Raw genomic sequence first — 15,823 nt, forward strand, 5'->3', positions numbered from 1 at the left:
CAGCCCTCCGCCACGCCCGACAAGCCCTGGCGGCGCTGCGCGGGCGAACGGCCCCTGGGAAGGCTGCCCGCCCTGCGTCACCGCGACGTGCTGCTCGTCTACACGGACCTCGGGCACACCAGCACGCCGCGCATGTGGAGCGCCGCCGAGGCGTTCGTCTCGGCGAACATCGCGCCGCCCACGCCGCTCGAACGGCTCCTCGGGACCCTGCGGGGCCGCTGAGGCGGCCCCCGCCGCTCAGCGCGCCAGGGCCTTTCGCTGCGCCTCCTCCAGCGCCTGCCGCGCGGGCACCCCGCCCCGCGTCGCCTTCGAGATGGCCTCCTCCAGATCGAGGCGCCACAGCGCGTACCCCGGCTCCTTCGGACGGGGCACCGCGCTGTCGAGCTGCGCGAAGGCCGCCGCGCGGTACGGGTTCTTCGCGTAGAAGTCCGCGAGCTGCCCCTGCACGCTGCGGCGCGGCGCCACGTAGAACGTCCGCTCCACCCACGTGCGCAGGTTCGCGGGCTCCATCAGGTACTTCCAGAACGCCACCGCGCCCGCCTGCTCCTGCGCCGACGCGCTCTTCAGGACCACCACGTTCGCGCCGCCCACCGACACCGCGCATTTCTGCGCGCAGGGCATCGGCGCGCCGCCCAGCTCGAACAGCAGCGCGAGCTTCTGGAAGTCCGGCCAGTTCGCCACGCTCGCGAACACGAGGCTGTTCTGCCCGCGCGCGAAGTCGAACGCGGCGCGCGGCGCCTCGTCCAGCGTGCGGCCCACCGCCGTGCCCTGCTGCACCATCCGCGCGAGCAGGTCCAGCGCGGCGACCACCTCCGGGGACGTGAAGTTCGGCTTCCCGTCCCTCGTGACGCTCCCGCCCTGCGCCGCGACGAGGCTCTCGAAGGTCCAGGCGTCCGCGACCGTCAAGAGCGGCTTCTTCCCGCGCCCGCCGAGCTTGCGGGCCGCCGCCTCCAGGTCCGCGAGCGTCCTCGGGGCGCCCACGCCCGCGCGGCGCAGCGCGCCCGCGTTGTAGTACATCACGGGGACGCTCACGTTCCACGGCAGGCCGTAGCGCACGCCGCCCACCTCGCCGCCCGCCCAGAGCGCCGGGTAGAAGTCCCGCGCGAAGTCCGGCCCGAAGGACTTCTCGAAGCGGTCGAGGTTCGCGAGCAGGCCGTCCGCCGCGAGCTTCGGGAAGAACGTGAGCTCCGCCTGGAACATCACGGGTTCCTTCCCGGCCTTCACCGCCGCGAGCAGTTTCGGTTCCGCCTCGCGGTAGTTGCCCACCACGGACGGCACCACCTCGTACTGGTCCTGCGAGCGGTTGAAGTCGTCCGCGAACTTCTCCACGAGATCGGCGACGCCGTCCATGGAGTGCCAGAACGTGATCTTGACGGGCGCGGCCGACGCGGCGCCGCAGGCGCTCAGGACGAGCGAGACGAGCAGGGCACGGGAAATCATGACGCTCTCAATCTAGAGCACCATCCTGACTCGAACGTGGGCGGCGAGGTCAGCCCTTCACCCCGCCCGACGTGACGCCCTGCACGTAGTACCGCATCAGGAACGCGAACAGCGCCACCAGCGGCAACGCCGACAGCACGTACGCCGCCATCAGCGCGCCGTAGTTCGGGGCGCCCGCGCCCGACGCGCCGCTCCCCTGGAAGGTCACGAGCGCCACGGGCAGCGTCACCCGGTCCGGCGGCAGCACCAGCGACGGCAGCAGGTACTCGTTCCAGACCGGCACGAGCCGGATGACCGCCACGCTCACCAGCACCGGCAGCGTGACCGGCAGCACCACCCGCGCGAGCAGCACCGCGTGCCCCGCCCCGTCGATCCGCGCGGCCTCCAGCAGCTCACGCGGGACGCGCTCGAACGCGGCGCGCATCACCAGGATCGCGAAGGGCTGCCCGATCGCGACCGTCGGCAGGATCAGCGCGAGCAGCGGGTCAGGCACGGGCAGCGAGCGCACCTGCACGTACAGCGGGATCAGCGTCAGGAACTCCGGCACGAGCAGCAGCGCGAACGTCAGCGCGAACAGCAGGTGGCGGCCCGGGAAGTCCATCAGCGCGAACGCGTACGCCGCGAGCGCCGCGAACAGCACCGTCGCGAGGACGCTCACGAGCGTCACCACCACCGAATTCACCAGGGGACCCTGGATCTGCGCCCACGCCGACGCGTAGTTCTCCGGGTGGGGCGGCACGGGCAGGTCCAGCAGGTTGCGCGCGTACTGCGTGGGGCTCTTCAGGGAGTTGATCAGCGTGAAGTACATCGGGAAGAGCGCGAGCAGACCCAGCAGCAGCAGCGTGGCCTGCCGCGCCACCTCCGCCGCGGACCACGTGGAGCGCCGCGCCGCACGCGGCGCCACGCGGCCCGGCAGCCCCGACGCGCTCAAGACGCCCTCCGGCTCATCAGCCGGGACGCGGCCGTCAGGAGCGCCACCGCCACCATCAGCAGCACCGCCACCGCCATCGCGTACCCGTACTCGCCCGAGCGGGTCGCGGTGGTGTACATCAAGAGGGCCGGGACGGTCGTCGCGAAGCCCGGCCCGCCCGACGTCAGCACCAGCGGCGACACGAAGTACTGCATGTTCCCGATGACGGAGAGCAGCGCGATCAGGCCCAGCTGAGGGCGCAGCAGCGGCAGGTCCACGCGCGCCACGCGCCGCCAGCCCGTCGCGCCGTCGAGCCGCGCCGCCTCGAACACGTCCTGCGGGATGTTCTGCAGGCCCGCGTACAGCAGCAGCAGGCTGAACGCGTCCACGTACGGGAAGCCCAGGAAGATCAGGCTGTAGAGCGCCGTGCCGGGATCGCTCAGCCAGTCGTGCCGCCACCCGCCCAGACCCACCGCCGAGAGCAGCGTGTTGATCAGGCCGTCGCTGCGGTAGAAGGTGCCCCACACCAGCAGCAGCACCAGCGACGGAATCACGATCGGCGCGACGAACAGCGTCCGGTACGCGTACTGCCGCCGCCGACCGCGCAGGTGGAAGATCAGCTCGGCCACCAGCAGGGGAGGCACGAGGGCCAGCACGAGGCCCAGCGCCACCCACACGAGCATGTTGCGCGTCGCCTCGCCCATCACGGGATCCGTGACGGCGCGGCGGAAGTTCTCCAGACCCGTGAAGCCGCCCACGTTCAGGCCGTCCCAGTCCGTGAAGGCGCGCGTCACCGCGAGGTACGCCGGGAAGTACGAGAAGTACGCCACCAGCAGCAGGGCGGGCAGCAGGAACAGGTACGCGGGCCAGCCGCTCCGCAGCCGACGCAGCCGCCGGAGGGAGCGGTCGGTCGGCGGTCGGGGTGAGACGGGGACGGTCATGACGCCCGGCTCAGTCGTACTTCGCGAGGTCCACGCGGTTCTTGCGGGCGTAGTCCGCCGCGGCGCGGTCGAGCAGGGTCTGCACCTGTTTCTTCGCGGCGTCCAGCGTCAGGTTCCCCGACAGGTACAGCCCGAAGATGCGCTGCATGTCCACCCACCCGAGGTTCGGCGCGGCGTTCCCGACGTTCACGGCGCGGCGCGGACGCCCGATCTGCGCCTTGATGGCGGAACTGTCGAAGTCCAGCGCGAGCTTCGGCGTCGTGCCCTTCCACGTGGGCGCGTAGCTGCCGTTCTCCGCCGTGAGCCGCTGCAGGTTCCGCGGCGTGCCGAAGAAGCGCATCCAGTCCAGCACGGCCTCCTGCTTGCCCTTCTCCCGCATCGTCTTGTTCGCGAGCGGCGTGCTGATCGCGAACTGGAAGGAGCCCGTGCCGCCGAACGCGTTCGCGACGTTCGCGCCCGTCGCGAGTGGACTCTCGTTCTTCGTGAGCTTCGGGAAGTTGAACGCGCCCACCTCGAACTTCGCGCCGAGGTCCTTGAGGGTCCGCGCGGAGTAACTGCCCTCGAAGGCCATCGCGGACTTGCCGCCCACGAAGTCCTGATTGAACGCGTCGTAGTTCTTGCCGACGTCCAGCGTGAGGTAGTCGCGCGGCCACAGGTCCGTCAGTTCCTTGAACTTCGGCCACCACGACATGAAGCGGTCGTCCTTCGGGCTGAGGACGCCCTTGTGGATCGCGACGACCTCGTCCAGCGCCGAGAAGCCCGGCTGCCCGTCGAAGCCCGCGAGCTTCGCGTAGTCCCGGCTGTACAGGTCCGACAGGAAGTACGTGCTCCACCACGGGTAGGCGGGCACCGCGTGGAACGGGGCGATCCCGGCCGCCTTGAGCTTCTTCGAGTCGGCGACGAGCTCCGAGAAGCTCGTGGGCGCCTTCGTGAGGCCCGCCTTCTTGAAGAGGTCCTTGTTGTAGAAGATCGTGTAGGCCACCTCGTCACCGCTCAGGACGTACACCGCGCCGTTCGGGGCGCGGCTCTCGGCCAGCACGCTGGGGCTCATCACGTCCTTCCAGGCCTTGTTCCCCGGAATGTACGGGTTGGGCTGATCGAAGGCCTTCGAGAGGTCGAGCGCCACGTTCTTCGGGAGGGTGCTGTTGAGGCTCGCCGCCTGCGCCCAGTAGATGTCGAAGAGCTCCCCGGCGGCGGCCTTCACGCGGATGTTCGTGTCGTTGTCCGGCACGGGCACCGTGCTGAACCTGATCTTCATGCCCGGATACTTCTTCTGGTACTCGTCCGCGATGCTCTGGAAGACCTTGAGCTGGCTCTCCTTCTTCACGCCCGGCCAGTTCGGCGTGTACTCCTGGACGTACATCGTGATGGTGCCGCGCCAAGCGCCGGGCGCGGCCGAGGCGGCGCAGACGAGCAGCAGGGAAGAGAGGGTCAGGACTCGCTTCATGGTTCCTCCGGGGGGCGTCGGGTCTGAGGTGATGACGTGACCCTAACGAATCCTCCCGCGAAGGGCTTTGAGCGCATCACACCATCTCAAGACCGCCTGAAGCTCCCGTGAACGGCCGCTGAGGGAGGGGGCGCGTCGTCCGGTGGGTTTCGACGCGGGGCGGCGGTGGCGCAGCCTAGGCTGAGGGTGTTGAGTTCTGGAGCATGACAGTTCATGACTTTTCATTCTCGCTTTCCGTCCCTGCCCGCCTGGGCCCGGATCGTCGGGCTGTACAGCGTCAACGCGCTGGGAACGGCCCTTCTCGACTTCTCGGTCGTGGACCGGGCGATCGAGGCCGGGCGGCGTGGTGGGGGCGCCGGAACAGGAGCGCTCCTCGCGGTCGGCGTCGCCGCCGCCGCACAGGCCAAGTTCGCGACGTTCCTTCCGAGGGCGCTCGCGAACCTCCTCGCGGGTCCGCTCGCGGACCGTCTGCCGCAGCGGTGGATGGCGGCGGTCACGGCCGGAATCGCGGTCGCCCTCGACCTCACCTTCGCGCGCGCGCCGGGCGCGTCGCTCGGGCTCTGGTCGGCCCTCTCGCTGGTCGGCGCGGTCGTCACGCTGACGCTGGACGCGGCCTTCAGCCGCGCCCTCACCTCGGAGGTCACGCAGCCCGAGGAGAGGAAGCGCGTCAACGCGCTCAAGGCGAACGCGACCAACGCGGCGCGGCTCACCGCCGTCCTCGTCGGCCTCGCGTTGCCCCAGGTCGGGCTGGGCGGCTTCGCCCTGTTCGACGCGCTCACCTACGCCCTCGTGGGCATCCTGGGCATGAACGTGCTCAGAGGGAGTGTGAACCGTGAGGTGACGGCGCGTGGGCTGCTCGACGCCTACCGCGCGGGCTACCTCGTTCCCCTGAGGTGGGTGCTGGGGCCGCGCCGCCTCGTTCCCCTGGTGATCTGCTACCTCATGTGGGGAATGGCGGAGGTGCTGCGACCCGCCGTCATTTCCATCGTTCAGCCTGATCGCGCCGCAGCCACGGCGGCGCTCGCGACCACGCTCGGCGCTTGGCTCGGGTCGTTTCTCGCGGCTCGGCTCATCCGTCCGCGACGGCCCGGGATGTCCCTTCACCTCGCCCGGCTGGGCGCGGCCGGACTGGCGATCGTCACGCTGGTCCTGTCCGTACGGGGAGCGGAACTTCACACGGTGGGCGTCGTGTTCGGCCTCCTCGTCGTCTATGCCGTCCTGGGCGAGTTCCCATGGTTGTGGCTGGACAACGCGATCACGCACGAAGCTCCGAGCGACGTGCGCGGCCGAACGAAGGCCACCGCGATGGTCGCGGGCCAGTTCGTCACCTCCTCCGTCGCGGTCGGCGCCACGGCGACGTCGTTGACCGTCATGGCCGCTCCCATCTGCGGTGCGGGACTTCTCCTCGCACTGCTCTGGAACTCGCCAGGACGCGAGGTCAGCTAGCCTGAAACGAACGACCGCCAGGTCTCCTCTCGGAGCCTGGCGGTTTCCCTGCCGTGCCTTACTTGCTGATCTCGACCTCGAAGCGGCCGCTGGCGTTCTGGCGGACTTCCAGGGTGGCCTGCTGGCGGCCCTTGACGTAACGGCCCTCGATGCGGTCGCCGCGGTTCTCGCGGCTGCGCAGGGTGTAGCCCTGGCTGACGAGCTGGTCGTTGTAGGAGTTGAAGACCGTCTCCAGGCGGGAGTTCGCGGTGAACTCGATGCGGCTGCCGCCCTCGGTGTTGTAGGTGCGCACGTCCTGCGCGCCGCTGAAGGGACGGATGGTGATGTCGATGCCGATGCTGATGATCGGGTTGGGACGCGTGGGCGCCGGGGCGGGCGTGACGACCACCGGGGGCTGCGGCTGGGGACGGACGACGTTGCCGCCCGCGACGTTGTAGTACGCGGTGTCCGTGACCCAGTTGTCGTCCGGGATGGGGTTCACGACGATGCTCAGCGCCTGCGCGAACTTCTCCTGGCCCGACACGTTCACCTGCGCGAAGGGCTGCCCGCTCTTGAAGGAGCTGACCTGGTTGAGGTCCAGCGGCGTCTTGCTGGCCAGCGCGAGGACCTTGTTCACGCCGTAGGGGCCGCTGATGTCGAAGGTGAAGCGGTCACCCGCGGCGGGGAACTGCTTGACGGTGTTCGCCTTGACGAAGTTCGCGCCCGACGCGTAGCGGTTCGGGAGGATCTGGTCGATGCTGCCGTCCGGGTTGACGTTGAACAGGTACACGTAGGCGTCGTCGTTGACGCTGGTGTAGAGGCGGATGCGGTCGCCGACGGCGTAGTTCGGGGTGCCCTGGCCGCTGGGGTCGCGGTCCGTCCAGACGCGGACCTGCAGGTCGGGCTGGGTGGGGTTCACGATGATGCTCTGCGCGCTGACGCGGGGCGCGGCGGAGGCGGTACCGAGGAGGAGCAGGGCGGGAAGCAGGAGCTTGTTCATGGCCGTAGTGTGCTTCCCGTCACTGACGAACGCCTGACGCCGCGCCTCAGAAATCACCTGTTCCTCTCAGACGGGCTCATGACGCGCCGCGTCAGCTTCGGGCGTCACCACGTAGCGGTCCGCACGCCGCAGGGGCGGCAGGGCGTCCTCGCGCAGCAGCAGGGTCCGCGTGGCCCACACGTCCCCGAAGACGCGGTAACGCAGGGCCGTCTGGTCGAGGTAGTCCACGCCCGCCGAGCCGCCCGTCCCCGTCCGGCGCCCGATGACGCGCTCCACCATCCGCGCGTGCCGGGAGCGGAACAGCACCATCGCCTGCTCCATCGCGATGAGCGCGTCGAGCACCTCGCGCGGCCACGCCAGCAGGGGCAGTTCGCGGTAGCTCTCGATGAACACCAGCGCGGCCCGCACGCGCCGGGCACGCGCGCGGTCCTCCACCGGGACGTCCTCGGCATGGAGGTACGCGCGCGCGCTCTCCACGGTCCGCGCGTGCCGTCCGCGGAGGCGCTCGGCGTCCTCGGGCGTGAGGGCGCTCGCCACGCCGAGGTCCGTGAAGGTGGCGCTCTCCGCCTCGATCGCCGCGAGGTACTCCCCCAGGAAGCCCGTCACGACGTCCTCGTCGCCGGGCTCGTCGGGGGTGCTGCCCTGGATGGGCGTGCGGTACAGCCACGCGCCGATCGCGTCCCGCAGGCTGCCCGCGTCCCGCAGCCGCGCCTCCACCCGTTCGGACGCGGGCGACGCGGAGCCGTCCGGGTGGCGCAGCGCCCGCGCGTAGTGCCCCTCGTGCCCCAGCGGGATGCGCTGCGCGTCGTCGAGGCCGAGGACGAGCTCGATCTCGCGCAGCTGGGCGCTCTGGAAGCCGCTGGCGGGGCTGAGCTTGTCGCGGAACGCGAGGTAGTCACGCGTCGTGAGGGTCTCCATCAGCTCGAAGTGGTCGGAGAGCCGCCCGAAGAGCACCGTCACGCGCCGCAGCCCGCGCGCGGCGCTCGCGAGGGCCTGCTCGGGCACGCGCGGACGCGCGAAGAGGTCACGCACGCTCGCGAGCTCGCGCAGCGCGAGCTTGAACCACAGCTCGTCCACCTGATGCACCACGATGAACATCACCTCGTCGTTGGAGAGCTCCGCGTCGCTCCCGGCGAGGCCGCCCTGCAGCGAGAGGAGCTCCTCCACCTTCACGTAGTCCCAGTACATCGTGGGTTTCGCGGGCACCGCCGCGCGGGTGTCGTCGTCTCGGGTCATGCTCCAACGGTACCGCGCGCACCCGAGGATGCGCCGAAGTGCCGATGTGTGCGCTCCACGCGTGCGGCAGCATGATGCATGGACCAGGATTCCCGCACCGACGTTTCCACGAGGAACGTGTTCATGCGCCCCGCCTCGTCGGAGGACGACGCCGCGTACGCCGCCCTGCTCACCGCCGAGACGCCCGACCGTCCCACGACCGCCGAGGACCTGCGTCTCGAACGCGAGGGCCGGGCGCCGGGCGAGGTCCACGAGCGCATGCTGCTCCTGGACGGCGACGACCCCGTCGCCGCGTACGACCTCGGCACGCCCCGCTCGGGCGGCTCGGATCGCCTCTCGGTGCGGCTCAGCGTGCTGCCCGGGCAGCGTGGGCAGGGCCACGAGGAGCGCCTGCTCGCGCACGCGCTGGACCGCACCCGCGCCCTGGGCTTCTCCACGCTCGACGCGGGCGCCCGTGAGGACGACGCCCTGCTCGCCTTCTACCTCCGGCACGGCTTCCGCGAGCTCGACCGCATGTGGGGCTCCGTTCTGGACGTGCGCGCCTTCGACCCCGCGCGCTTCGGGAGCTTCGTGGCCCGCTCGCGCGAGCACGGCATCACCCTGCGGGCGCTGACGGACACGCCGGGCGACGAGACGTTCATGCGCCGCCACTACGACGCGACGGTCGAGATGCTCGCCGACGTGCCCGCCGCGCGCCCCTTCGAGCCGTGGCCCTTCGAGCTGTGGCTGCGCCGCGCCCGGCTCAGCCCGAACCTCCTCACGGACGGGACCTTCCTCGCCTTCGACGGAGAGGAGATCGTCGGCGTGACGGAGCTGCTGCGCTCCAGCCGTCCGCACACCGTGCAGACCGGCCTGACCGCGGTGCGCCGCCCCTGGCGCCGTCTGGGCGTCGCGCAGACCCTCAAGCTCGCCGCCGCCGCGTACGCGCGCGAGCGCGGTCACCACTTCGTCCGCACGATGAACCACGGCGTGAACCGGCCCATGCTGTCCATCAACGAGGCGATGGGCTTCGTGAAGGAACCCGCCTGGGTGAACGTCACCACGGACGTGTGACGCACGGCGAGGAGGGCGCTTCCCGCCCGGGAAGCGCCCTCCACCCGTTTCGACCTACAGTTCGCGGACGACCGTCACGACGTACGCGCCGGGCTTGCTCTGCACGACCGTGAGGGTGGCGGCGCCGCCGTCCTGGGTCTCGTACCTGCTCACGACGCGGCCACGCGTGGTGGTGGTGGTGCTCACCTCGAAGCCCTGCTGCGCGAGCTGACCCGTGTAGAACTCGTTCACCTGCTTGAGGTTGCGGTCCGAGGAGAAGGTCGCCTTCCAGGTGCTCCTCACGCCCGAGCGGGCCTGGGGCAGGGGCGTGAAGCCCGCGCGGCCCTGCACGGTGCGGTACGCGGCGGTGTCCGTCACCCAGGCGTCCTGCCTGACCTCCTTCACGACGATGCTGAGGGCCTGCGCGAGCTTCTGCTCGCCGCGCACCGTGACGGTCGCGAAGGGCTCGCCGCTCTTGAAGGAGCTGATCTGGTCGAGGTTCAGCTCGGTCTTGCTGGCGAGCGCGAGGACCTTGTTGAGCCCGTTGGCGCCCACGATGTCGAAGGTGAACTTGTCCTTCGCGTCGGGGAACTGCTTGACGGTGTTCGCCTTGACGAAGTTCGCGCCGTTCGCGAAGCGGTTCGGGAGGATCTGGTTGATGCTGCCGTCCGGGTTGACGTTGAACAGGTACACGTAGGCGTCCTGATTGACGCTGGTGTAGATGCGGATGTGATCACCGACGGCGTAGCCGGGCGTCTTCTCGCCGGTCGCGTCGCGGTCCGTCCAGACCTTGACCTGCAGGTCCGGCTCGGTGGGGTTCACGATGATGCTCTGGGCGCTGACCTTCTGGGCGGACGCGGCGCTCGCGAGGAGCGCGAGGGGAAGGAGCAGGAGCTTGTTCATGGACGTCATGGTGACGCCCGGCACTGACCTGCCCCTGACTCGTATCGTCATCCGACCTTCCCGCGCGGCTCAGGCGCCGCTCACGCCCTGCACGCTCCATGAGCGGTGGATGCCGTGAGGCTGACGCGCCCGTGCGCCCACATCATGGCCGTCAGCGCGTCTCTGCACTCATGGGGCCATCCACGCCTTCCAGTCCTCCAGCGCCTCGCCGTAGCTCAGGTGCTTGCCCATCCGCACGAGCGGCAGACGCAGCACCTCCGGGTTGTCCATGACGCGCTGCGTGAGGCCCTCCTCCGTGAGGCGCAGGTAGCCGAGGTTGAGCCGCTCGTACGCCTTGCCCTCCAGGTCCAGCAGGGCGGTGAGGCCGAACTTCTGCGTGAAGCGCCCCAGCTCGCCCTTCGCGATGGGCCGCTGCGCGAGGTCCACGAAGTGGATCTTCACGCGCCGCTCCTTGAAGAACCGCTCGGCAGCGCGGGTGGCGGCGGATTTCTTGAGGCCGAAGATCTGTACTTCCACCCACTGATTGTAGAGACACGTCACCGCCCCAGGCAGAAGGACCGGGCCGTCCCGGTCCGTACGACGCCGAATAAGTTGTAGAGACACGTCACCGCCCCGGGCAGAAGGACCGGGCCGTCCCGGTCCGTACGACGCCAAATAAGTTGTAGAGACACGTCACCGCCCCGGGCAGAAGCGAGGGGCCCACCACGGGGAAGGCGCCCCGATCGGGGCGCCTTCCCTGTGGACGTGCGTTGGTGCGTTACTTCTGAGCCTGGATGGCCTTGAGGGGGTCGACGAGGCCGTAGCCGAACTTGTCGTCGCGTCCGGCGGGGCCGAGGTCGGTGGCGGTGGCGGTGAGCAGGTCGATGACCTGCCTGGCGGTGAGGTTCGGCTTGGCGGCCCAGACGAGCGCGGCGGCGCCGCTGACGTGCGGGGTGGCCATGCTGGTGCCGTTGTAGGCCTCGTAGTCGGCGGGGACGATCGCGACGCGGCCGTTGGTGGGGGCGGCGGCGAGCGTCCTCAGGCCGTCCGCCTTGTTGATGCCGACGACGGGGATGGTCTTCTGGCTGCCGAGGGTGGCGTTGAGGTCCTCGTCGACGTTGTTGTAGATGATCGCGGCGAGCGCGCCGCTGCGGACGGCATTGTCGATCTTCTCGCCGAAGCTGCAGCTTCCGCGGCTGATGAGCGCGATCTTGCCCTTGAGCGCGGGGTTGGCCGTGCCGACGCCGCACAGGAGGTTCCCCGTGTCGGAGGCCACGCCGGAGTTCGCGGCGACGACCTGACCGCTGACGTCGCCCTCCCGGGCGAACTCGGCGGCGATGACGCTGGAGTAGGTGCCGGCGTCCGGGACGCTCGCGCTGGCCTCGAGGCCCTGTCCGACGGGCACCGTGGAGAGGACGCTCACGCCGGGCGCGACGAGGGTCTGGTTCTTGCCGTAGTTGCTGAAGCTCGCGAGCCCGCCGTGGTTGTCGACCGCGCCGACCTTGACGACGCCGGGGTAGTCGGAGGGGTAGTGGGGGAGGTTGTTGCCGTCGTTGCCGGCGGCGGCGACGACGAGCGCGCCCGCGTCGATGGCCTTGGCGAAGGCGCGCGCCTCGAGGCGGCTGGGCTGGGTGGAGCCGAGCGAGAGGGAGATGACGACGCGCTGCTCGTAGCCGCCCTGGTTCTTGAGGAGCTTGGTGCACCACATGACGCCGCGGCTGACCTCGGCGCTGCTGCCGCTGCCGTCGTCGCCGAGGACGCGGGCCATGTACAGGTTCACGCCGGGCGCGACGCCGCCGACGCCGTTCGCGTCCATGCCCGTGAGCGTTCTGCCGCCCGTGCCCTGGCCGTACTGGGCGAAGATGGTGCCGCTGACGTGCGTGCCGTGATGGTCGACGTCGTTGAGCTGGTAGGGGTCGTCGCGGCGCGCCTCCGCGACGAAGTTCTTGAAGCCCTTGAGTCGCCCGGCGAATTCGGGGTGGGTGGCGTCGATGCCGGTGTCGCCGACGCAGACGGCGGTGCCGATGCCGGTCCCGGCGCTGGTGTTGCCGTACTGCTGCTGGATCTGGGGCACGTTGAGGGCGACGTCGCCGTAGGTGTACTCGCCGCTGGGCTGCCAGTCGATGCCGGTCGTGGCGGCGGTGGTCGTGGCGGCGGGGATGGTGCCGGGCGCGTCGCTCTGCGCGCTGGGGTTGCCGAGCGCGCGGCGCTGGACGTTCTCCTCGACGAATTCGACGTTGGGGTTGTTGCGCAGCGCCGCGACGGCTTTGGCGGGCAGCCGGACGATGGCCGCGTCGATCTCGGGCAGTTCGTCCGAGATGGTCCCGCCGGCGTTGCGGACGGCGTTGCGGTCGACGCCGCGTCCCCGGACGAAGCCGACGGCGTAGGTGGGGCCGGCGGCGAGCGCGCCGACGTCGTTCGTGCCGGACGCGGACGGGGCGGTGGTCTGCTGTCCGCAGGCCGCGAAGAGGAGGGCGACGCCGAGGGCGGTGATGGGAAGGGACTTCTTCATCAGGTCTCCATGGGTGGACGTGCCCTCTGCGAGGGTGGCCCGGGCTGAATTTGGATCGGTCTGAATGATAGTGTTTCCCGGCTCGTAAATATGAACTTCGCCACACGTTTCTCACGGCGCTTCCCGTGGCGCACCCGTGCAGAACACGAGTGCCGGAGCGTTTGAAGCCCCGGCACTCGTGTTTCCCGACAAATGAACGTTGATCTTGAGCCGACCTTGAGCGTCCGTGGGGACGCCCCGGGGTTACTCCGTCTGCTTCTCCTCCCGGACCTCGGCGGCGGGCACCTCGCGCGGATTGACGCTGGTCAGGACGCGCTCGAAGGCCGCGAGGACCTGATCGATCTGCTCGTAGCTGATGGTGAGGGGCGGGAGGAAGCGCACGACGAGCGGCGTGGCCTGCAGGGTCAGGACGCCCTCCTCGTGTTCGAGGGCGGTGATGTAGGGCGCGCTCTTCTCCTTGAGCTCCACGCCGATCATCAGACCCTGTCCGCGCACCTCGCGGATCTTGGAGCTGGGGATGGCGCGCAGACGGTCCATGAAGTAGCGGCCCTTCTCCTCGGCCTGCTCCCAGAGACGCTCGCGCTTCATGAAGCGGATCGCGGCGATGCCGGCGGCCATGGCGAGGGGGTTGCCGCCGAAGGTGGTGCCGTGGCCGCCCTTGGGCATGCGGTTCGCGACGTCCTGCGTCATGGCGAACGCGCCGATGGGCACGCCGCCCGCCATGGCCTTGGCGAGGGTGACACCGTCGGGCACGACGCCCGCGTGCTCCATCGCGAACATCTTCCCGGTGCGGCAGAAGCCCGTCTGGATCTCGTCGAGGATGAGCAGCGCGCCCTGCTCGCGGGTGATCTCGCGCGCGGCGCGGATGAACTCCACGTCGGCGGGGCGGACGCCGCCCTCGCCCTGGACGGGCTCCATGATGACGGCGGCCGTGTCGGCGTCGACGGCGGCGCGGAGTTCCTCGACGTTGCCGTACGTGACGAAGCTGACGTTCTGGTCGAGGACGCCCATGAAGGGCTCGCGGTACTTGGGTTCCCAGGTGAGGCTCAGCGCGCCGAGGGTGCGTCCGCTGAAGCCGCGCTTGAACGCGATGAACTTGCTGCGGCCCGTGGCGGCCACCGCGAACTTCTTCGCGGCCTCCATCGCCTCGGTGCCGCTGTTGCACAGGAAGACGCGCTCCAGGCCTTCGGGCAGGACGCTGACGAGTTCCTCGAGGAACTCGGCGCGCTTGTCGTTGGGGAGGGTCTGCGGCATCACCATGAGGGTGGCGGCCTGCTCCTGCACGGCCTTGACGACGTCGGGGTTGCTGTGGCCGACGTTGGCGACGCCGTAGCCGCCGACGCAGTCGATGTACGCGCGGCCCTCGCTGTCCCAGACGGTGGCGTTCTCGGCGCGCACCATCACGACGGCGTGCTTGTTGTAGACGCCGCTGTCGAGGCGGTTCTCGGTGTCGAGCCAGTTGGACTGGGTGTTGGACTGGGTGGCGGTCATGTCTTTCCTCCTGGGGCGGTCGGGCGGCGCGGAGCGGGCCGGGCGCGGTTGGGTGGCGTGTGGCGCGGGGCTCGGTGGGAGCCGGGCGTGGTCGGTTCAGTCTACCGTGCCGCCCGGGTGCGGAATGGGACGGCTGTCCGGACGGGGCAGGGGAGGCCACGCGTCGGTCTGGTCGGCGGCGTCCTTCCAGTTCTCCTTGCCGCTCCACGCGTCCACCGCGACGGCGTACACGCTGGTGAGGCGCAGGTGCTCGTCCGGGATGGGCCGGATCTCCTCGCCGACGCGCAGGTCCGGGAAGTACTTCCCGACGAGGCCGGTGAGGGCCCGCCTCGCCTCGTCGGGATCGGTGAGGAGCCGGGCGCGTCCGAAGACCATGACGCTGCGGTACTGGATGGACATTTCGATGGCGTCGTTGGAGGGCAGCAGGTGCCCGAACTCGCTGACCTCCACGCAGACGGCGTCGTGCCGTTCGCTGTTGGCGCGCACGCGGCCCACGACGTTGGAGTGGAAGGTGAGCTCGTGCCTCTCCGCGTCGTACCAGAAGGTCGTGGGCGTCACGAAGGGCTGGTCGTCCCAGCGGGTCGCGACGTGCGCGACGGTGGCCCGCGCGAGGAAGGCCCGCACCCAGTCGTCGTCCCGGCGGTTGGCGGGGCGACGCTGGCGGGTGAGGGGCGTCACGGCGGGATCGTAGTAGCTCGGGCGCTCGCTCATGGGAGTAGGCTAGGGGAGACAGTGGACCCATCGAAAGCACCACTTCCGCCCCGTTCACGGGGACCACTCGCGCCGCGCGCGGACCTCGACCTGCCCCTCGACCTCACGCGCGGCGCGGAGGCCCTGCCCCGTCAGCTCGCGCGGCAGCTGCGTGAGGCGATCCAGTCGGGTCGGCTCGCGCCGGGCACAGCCCTGCCGTCCTCCCGGGCGCTCGCCGCGACGCTCGGCGTGACGCGCGGCACCATCGTGGAGGCCTACGCGCAGCTCGACGCGGAAGGCTACGTCCGGGCGCGACACGGCTCCGGCACCCGGGTCCGCGAGGGGGTCGCCGCGCCTCCCGCGCTGCCCTCCCCGCGAGGGGCGTAGGGACGCTGGCTGCGCGACGCCCCGCCGCTGCGCCGCGACGGCCCGGCCACGCCGCACCTGCTGGAGTTCCGGCTGGGGCAGCCGTCCGTGGAGGGACTCGACCTCACCGCGTGGCGCGCCGCCTGGCGTGAGGCCGCCGCGCCCCCGCCCGACGACTACAGCGATCCCGCCAGGGAGCCACGGCTGCAGGAGGTCCTCGCGGGCTTCGTGACGCGCTCGCGTGGCCTGCGGGTGCTGGCGGACGACCTCCTCGTCCCAAACGGCTCGCTGCAGGGACTCAACCTCGCCGCGCGGGCCGTAGCTGCGTCCCGGCGACGTCGTCGTGATGGGAGCACCCCGGGTACCGCGCCGCGCGCCAGGCGCTGGAGGAGCGCGGCGCGCGCGTGCTGGAGATCGACGTCGACGACGACGGCCTGCGCGTGGCGGACCT

The 15,823-nt window shown here is 70.5% G+C and carries 15 protein-coding genes; 4 read left to right on the forward strand and 11 right to left on the reverse strand.

Annotated features, from left to right (window positions below; translation table 11 throughout):
• Positions 1-222: hypothetical protein (locus tag DEIPI_RS38845; RefSeq protein ID WP_027480875.1), on the forward strand; the 222-nt coding region annotated here is incomplete at its 5' end.
• 15 nt (positions 223-237) lie between these two features.
• Here DEIPI_RS38845 and DEIPI_RS0103550 read toward each other — a convergent pair.
• Genes DEIPI_RS0103550 through DEIPI_RS0103565 form a run of 4 tightly spaced genes read right to left on the reverse strand, consistent with a single transcriptional unit; the run spans position 238 to position 4,738 of the window.
• A complete protein-coding gene (locus DEIPI_RS0103550) occupies positions 238-1,440 on the reverse strand; it encodes an ABC transporter substrate-binding protein (RefSeq protein WP_045233574.1) in 1,203 nt (400 codons plus the stop codon).
• Between the two features lie 49 nt (positions 1,441-1,489).
• Complete coding sequence (locus tag DEIPI_RS0103555) at positions 1,490-2,371, reverse strand: carbohydrate ABC transporter permease (protein ID WP_245588502.1); 882 nt, start codon at positions 2,369-2,371, stop codon at positions 1,490-1,492.
• The gene (locus tag DEIPI_RS28200) at positions 2,368-3,291 is read right to left on the reverse strand and encodes a carbohydrate ABC transporter permease (protein WP_084473925.1); all 924 of its coding nucleotides are present in this window, start codon (positions 3,289-3,291) and stop codon (positions 2,368-2,370) included. The genes DEIPI_RS0103555 and DEIPI_RS28200 overlap by 4 nt, the downstream gene beginning before the upstream one ends.
• 10 nt (positions 3,292-3,301) lie before the next feature.
• Positions 3,302-4,738 (reverse strand): ABC transporter substrate-binding protein, encoded by a 1,437-nt coding sequence (locus DEIPI_RS0103565; protein ID WP_027480878.1) that lies wholly within the window; start codon positions 4,736-4,738, stop codon positions 3,302-3,304.
• Between the two features lie 213 nt (positions 4,739-4,951).
• On the opposite strand from DEIPI_RS0103565, the gene DEIPI_RS0103570 reads away from it, so the two are divergent.
• On the forward strand, positions 4,952-6,184 hold the full coding sequence (locus DEIPI_RS0103570; protein WP_027480879.1) for an MFS transporter: 1,233 nt from the start codon (positions 4,952-4,954) through the stop codon (positions 6,182-6,184).
• A gap of 58 nt (positions 6,185-6,242) precedes the next feature.
• On the opposite strand, the gene DEIPI_RS0103575 is transcribed toward DEIPI_RS0103570, so the two are convergent.
• Entirely contained in the window at positions 6,243-7,163 is a 921-nt protein-coding gene (locus DEIPI_RS0103575) for a DUF4384 domain-containing protein (protein ID WP_027480880.1), read from the reverse strand.
• Between the two features lie 66 nt (positions 7,164-7,229).
• Positions 7,230-8,399: a tryptophan 2,3-dioxygenase family protein gene (locus DEIPI_RS28205; RefSeq protein ID WP_084473927.1), complete on the reverse strand. Its 1,170-nt coding sequence runs from the start codon at positions 8,397-8,399 to the stop codon at positions 7,230-7,232.
• Positions 8,400-8,477: 78 nt separating this feature from the next.
• Here DEIPI_RS28205 and DEIPI_RS28210 point away from each other — a divergent pair, with 78 nt between their 5' ends.
• Complete coding sequence (locus DEIPI_RS28210) at positions 8,478-9,452, forward strand: GNAT family N-acetyltransferase (RefSeq protein WP_052351602.1); 975 nt, start codon at positions 8,478-8,480, stop codon at positions 9,450-9,452.
• A 54-nt stretch (positions 9,453-9,506) separates the two neighbouring features.
• Here DEIPI_RS28210 and DEIPI_RS0103590 read toward each other — a convergent pair whose 3' ends face one another.
• From DEIPI_RS0103590 to DEIPI_RS0103615, 5 genes are all read right to left on the reverse strand, one after another.
• On the reverse strand, positions 9,507-10,334 hold the full coding sequence (locus DEIPI_RS0103590; protein WP_027480881.1) for a DUF4384 domain-containing protein: 828 nt from the start codon (positions 10,332-10,334) through the stop codon (positions 9,507-9,509).
• Between the two features lie 168 nt (positions 10,335-10,502).
• A complete protein-coding gene (locus DEIPI_RS0103600) occupies positions 10,503-10,850 on the reverse strand; it encodes an ArsC/Spx/MgsR family protein (RefSeq protein ID WP_245588503.1) in 348 nt (115 codons plus the stop codon).
• A gap of 241 nt (positions 10,851-11,091) precedes the next feature.
• Positions 11,092-12,825 (reverse strand): S8 family serine peptidase, encoded by a 1,734-nt coding sequence (locus DEIPI_RS0103605; protein WP_027480883.1) that lies wholly within the window; start codon positions 12,823-12,825, stop codon positions 11,092-11,094.
• 243 nt (positions 12,826-13,068) lie between these two features.
• Entirely contained in the window at positions 13,069-14,316 is a 1,248-nt protein-coding gene (locus tag DEIPI_RS0103610) for an aspartate aminotransferase family protein (RefSeq protein WP_027480884.1), read from the reverse strand.
• A 96-nt stretch (positions 14,317-14,412) separates the two neighbouring features.
• Positions 14,413-15,027 (reverse strand): pyridoxamine 5'-phosphate oxidase family protein, encoded by a 615-nt coding sequence (locus tag DEIPI_RS0103615; RefSeq protein WP_027480885.1) that lies wholly within the window; start codon positions 15,025-15,027, stop codon positions 14,413-14,415.
• A gap of 21 nt (positions 15,028-15,048) precedes the next feature.
• On the opposite strand from DEIPI_RS0103615, the gene DEIPI_RS38850 reads away from it, so the two are divergent.
• Complete coding sequence (locus DEIPI_RS38850; protein WP_027480886.1) at positions 15,049-15,393, forward strand: GntR family transcriptional regulator; 345 nt, start codon at positions 15,049-15,051, stop codon at positions 15,391-15,393.
• Positions 15,394-15,823 lie beyond the last annotated feature (430 nt).

The organism is Deinococcus pimensis DSM 21231, assembly GCF_000519345.1.
Taxonomy (GTDB): Bacteria; Deinococcota; Deinococci; order Deinococcales; family Deinococcaceae; genus Deinococcus_A; species Deinococcus_A pimensis.

Excerpts from the sequence above, each read along its gene's own strand:
- DEIPI_RS28210 (WP_052351602.1), top strand. The coding sequence starts at position 8,478 with ATGGACCAGGATTCCCGCACCGACGTTTCCACGAGGAACGTGTTCATG.
- DEIPI_RS0103570 (WP_027480879.1), top strand. The coding sequence starts at position 4,952 with ATGACTTTTCATTCTCGCTTTCCGTCCCTGCCCGCCTGGGCCCGGATC.
- DEIPI_RS0103550 (WP_045233574.1), bottom strand. The coding sequence starts at position 1,440 with ATGATTTCCCGTGCCCTGCTCGTCTCGCTCGTCCTGAGCGCCTGCGGC.
- DEIPI_RS0103590 (WP_027480881.1), bottom strand. The coding sequence starts at position 10,334 with ATGAACAAGCTCCTGCTCCTTCCCCTCGCGCTCCTCGCGAGCGCCGCG.
- DEIPI_RS0103605 (WP_027480883.1), bottom strand. The coding sequence starts at position 12,825 with ATGAAGAAGTCCCTTCCCATCACCGCCCTCGGCGTCGCCCTCCTCTTC.
- DEIPI_RS28205 (WP_084473927.1), bottom strand. The coding sequence starts at position 8,399 with ATGACCCGAGACGACGACACCCGCGCGGCGGTGCCCGCGAAACCCACG.
- DEIPI_RS0103615 (WP_027480885.1), bottom strand. The coding sequence starts at position 15,027 with ATGAGCGAGCGCCCGAGCTACTACGATCCCGCCGTGACGCCCCTCACC.
- DEIPI_RS0103575 (WP_027480880.1), bottom strand. The coding sequence starts at position 7,163 with ATGAACAAGCTCCTGCTTCCCGCCCTGCTCCTCCTCGGTACCGCCTCC.
- DEIPI_RS0103610 (WP_027480884.1), bottom strand. The coding sequence starts at position 14,316 with ATGACCGCCACCCAGTCCAACACCCAGTCCAACTGGCTCGACACCGAG.
- DEIPI_RS28200 (WP_084473925.1), bottom strand. The coding sequence starts at position 3,291 with ATGACCGTCCCCGTCTCACCCCGACCGCCGACCGACCGCTCCCTCCGG.
- DEIPI_RS0103565 (WP_027480878.1), bottom strand. The coding sequence starts at position 4,738 with ATGAAGCGAGTCCTGACCCTCTCTTCCCTGCTGCTCGTCTGCGCCGCC.